General features: G+C 42.4%; 4 protein-coding genes. All 4 read left to right on the top strand.

Annotation, left to right across the window (positions count from 1 at the left end):
• Positions 1-900, top strand: a 900-nt coding sequence (locus JWQ85_RS01280; protein WP_367186173.1) for a sensor histidine kinase, incomplete at its 5' end; no start/stop codon positions are given.
• Positions 901-910: 10 nt separating this feature from the next.
• Complete coding sequence (locus tag JWQ85_RS01275) at positions 911-1,618, top strand: response regulator transcription factor (protein WP_299462727.1); 708 nt, start codon at positions 911-913, stop codon at positions 1,616-1,618.
• A gap of 3 nt (positions 1,619-1,621) precedes the next feature.
• The gene (locus JWQ85_RS01270) at positions 1,622-2,146 is read left to right on the top strand and encodes a tetratricopeptide repeat protein (RefSeq protein ID WP_299462724.1); all 525 of its coding nucleotides are present in this window, start codon (positions 1,622-1,624) and stop codon (positions 2,144-2,146) included.
• Between the two features lie 81 nt (positions 2,147-2,227).
• Positions 2,228-3,218 (top strand): uroporphyrinogen decarboxylase (hemE, locus tag JWQ85_RS01265; RefSeq protein ID WP_299462721.1); only part of this gene is annotated, 991 nt, incomplete at its 3' end.

Here is a 3,218-nt window from a genome sequence, read left to right as displayed (position 1 = left end):
TCCAACTGCAAACTTGAAGTAATTATGAAAAAATCGCTTGTTATATTTTATGCCATTATCATTTACGCCGTTGCGGAACTGGTGTGGTGGGGATATATGCTGGTTCATCTAAATCCCAGCCGTAAGGGAATGATACTGGGCGAAGGCTCCATGTTTGTAATGGTGTTTTTAGTAGGGGCCTATTTCCTGCATAAATCCATCAACCGCGAGCAAAAGCTACAGGAACAAAAAAAGAACTTCCTGTTATCGGTAACCCACGAATTAAAATCGCCCCTGGCATCAATAAAAATATTACTGCAAACCATCCAGAAACGTGACCTTACTAAAGCGCAGGTGTTAAACTTCATTGATAAATCTCTGCTGGATGTAGAGCGCCTGGATGATATGGTAGAGAATATGCTGCTGGCATCAAAAATTGATAACCGCTCATATACTTTCCCTAAGGCTAAATTTAATATGTCGGTTTTGGTAGATAGCATTGTAAACCGCCTGCAAATAAGCAAGTGCGATTGCAACCAGCAGATCATTAACGCCGAAATTGAACCTAAAATTGAAATAATAGGCGACAAGTTCGCCTTAACATCGGTAGTAACCAATCTGGTAGAGAACGCCGTAAAATATTCAAGTCCGTGCGAAACAGTGAACGTTAAGCTTTTTGAAAAAGAAGGAAGAGTTTACTTTCAGGTGGCAGACCATGGCATAGGTATTGCGGATAGTGAGAAGCCGCGTATTTTTGATAAGTTTTACCGTGTAGGCAGCGAAGATACACGTAACACAAAAGGAACAGGGTTGGGTTTATACATCGTAAAAGAAGTATTAGATAAGCACCAGGCCAGTATTAAAGTGAAAGATAACCGCCCTGCCGGTAGTGTTTTTGAAGTAGTATTTGCATTAACCTAAATTATAGATCATGCCAAACAAAAAAAGAATTTTATTAGCCGAAGACGAAGACCATTTGTTAGAAGCCATTAAGTTAAACCTGGAGCTGGAAGGTTATAAAGTTTCTACAGCAAACAATGGTAAAAAAGCCCTTCAAATATTTAAGGAAGAGCGTTTTAACCTGGTAATACTGGATGTTATGATGCCCGAAATTGATGGCTTTGTGGTTGCAGAAACCATAAGGTTAGAAAACTCTGAGGTACCAATTATGTTCCTTACTGCCAAAAACACCAACGAGGATAAAATATCGGGCCTTAAAAAGGGTGCTGATGATTACCTGACCAAACCTTTTAACCTGGAAGAGCTGATACTGCGTGTAAACAATCTGGTAAAACGCAGCCTTAAGGGAGAAGACCTGAAAGAGTTTAACAGCTATAAAATTGGTGATAAAACCATCCACTTTAACTCGTTCGAATTGGTTAATGGTGATGAAAGCGTTACCCCGCTTACTAAAAAAGAAACCATGCTGTTGAAGCTGTTGATAGAGCGCCGTAACGAAGCTGTATCGCGCGAGCAGATCCTGGAAACTGTTTGGAATTATGATGTGTACCCATCAACCCGTACCATTGATAACTTCATTCTTACCTTCCGTAAATATTTTGAACCAGACCCTAAAAACCCGGTGTTTTTCCATTCTATCCGCGGTGTGGGTTATAAGTTTACAGATAACCAGCACTAATTAATGTTTACAAACAGGGCACGAATATTAGTAACCGGGCTTTTTGTAATACTGCTGGCCGTTATACTTAAACTAAAGGTTTATGAACTGGCCGCGGTGTGTGTAATGTTTATCGGGTTTCTGATATGGGGCTATTTTAAACAGGGTACCATTGTGCTGGCAGCCAAGGCTTTCCATCAAAAGGATTATGATAAGGCAGAAAATCTGCTAAGGCAGGTGCCCAAACCAGAATGGTTAAGCAAAAGGCGACGCGGATTTTACGAGTTTATATACGGTGGCGTATGCCTGCAGAAACGCGAGTATGCCGAAGCCGAACAGCATTATGAATTGGCAGCCTTATATCCGCTGCGAAGCGCTAACGACCATGTGGCCGCGTTGGTGCATGTGGCAAACATAAACGTACGTAACGGTAACTACGAAAAAGCCAGGGCATACCTGCAACTTACCGAAAAACATAAAGACAATATAACTGCCAAAATGAAGGATGTTATCCAAAAGGTTGAGCAGGAACTAAAGAAACACAAATAGCCGTAGAGCCGCGATACTTCGCGTCTTTATCAAATACACAAACCGTACAGAGGCGCCAGGTATGGAGCTTCTACAAGATTTATGAAAGATTCGTTATTTTTAAAAGCCGCATTTTCAGAGAAAACAGAACGACCACCCGTATGGATGATGCGCCAGGCAGGCCGTTTTATGCCCGAGTATTGGGAGATCAAGAATAAATATTCTTTCCTGGAGATGTGCAAAACCCCCGAGCTGGCTGCCGATGTTACCATGTTGCCGGTTGATTTGCTGGGTATTGATGCTGCTATCTTATTTTCAGATATATTGGTTACCGGCGAAGCCATGGGCGGCGACTTAAGCTTCACACAAGGCGTAGGCCCTAAGTTTGCCAACCCCGTGCGTAAACAGGCTGATATTGATAACCTGCAAACCAATGTAGGCGACAAGCTGCAATACGTGGCCGACGCTATAAAAGTAATTCAGCAGCGTTTAAATGGCAGCATCCCGCTGATAGGTTTTGCAGGCGCACCTTTTACGGTAATGAGTTATTTGGTTGAGGGCGGATCTTCAAAAGATTTTAAGCTGACCAAGCTGATGCTGCATAACCACCCGGAAATGGCGCACCAGCTTTTATCAAAAATTGCTACCGTTACTACCGATTACCTAAACCTGCAAATTGCAGCCGGGGTTAATGCCGTGCAGATATTTGACAGTTGGGCGCAGGCTTTATCATGGGATGATTATACCGAATTTTCGCACCGTTATATTGTTGAGATCATCAGTAAACTAAACAGGAAGGATATCCCGGTGATATCGTTCTGTAAAGGCAGCTCGGTATTTGCACCATTAATGGCCGAGGCCAAACCGGATGTAATATCTATCGACTGGAATGTCGACCTGCTGGATATAAAGAACCGCTTGCCAAAAAACATCGCCGTACAAGGTAACCTTGACCCGCATATTTTATATGCCGATAAATCGGTCATTAAAAGCCGAATTCATCGCCTTTTTGAGCGAATGAGGGGCGAAAATGGCTTTATTTTTAACCTTGGTCACGGCATAATGCCCGATATCCCGTTTGATAATGTGAAGT

The sequence above is a fragment of the Mucilaginibacter sp. genome (assembly GCF_028288105.1).
Classification (GTDB): Bacteria; Bacteroidota; Bacteroidia; order Sphingobacteriales; family Sphingobacteriaceae; genus Mucilaginibacter.
This window is presented reverse-complemented; position numbering and strand designations above follow the sequence as displayed.

What these genes read in the sequence shown, in the direction of transcription:
- JWQ85_RS01275 (WP_299462727.1), top strand. Translation starts at nt 911, where the DNA reads ATGCCAAACAAAAAAAGAATTTTATTAGCCGAAGACGAAGACCATTTG.
- JWQ85_RS01270 (WP_299462724.1), top strand. Translation starts at nt 1,622, where the DNA reads ATGTTTACAAACAGGGCACGAATATTAGTAACCGGGCTTTTTGTAATA.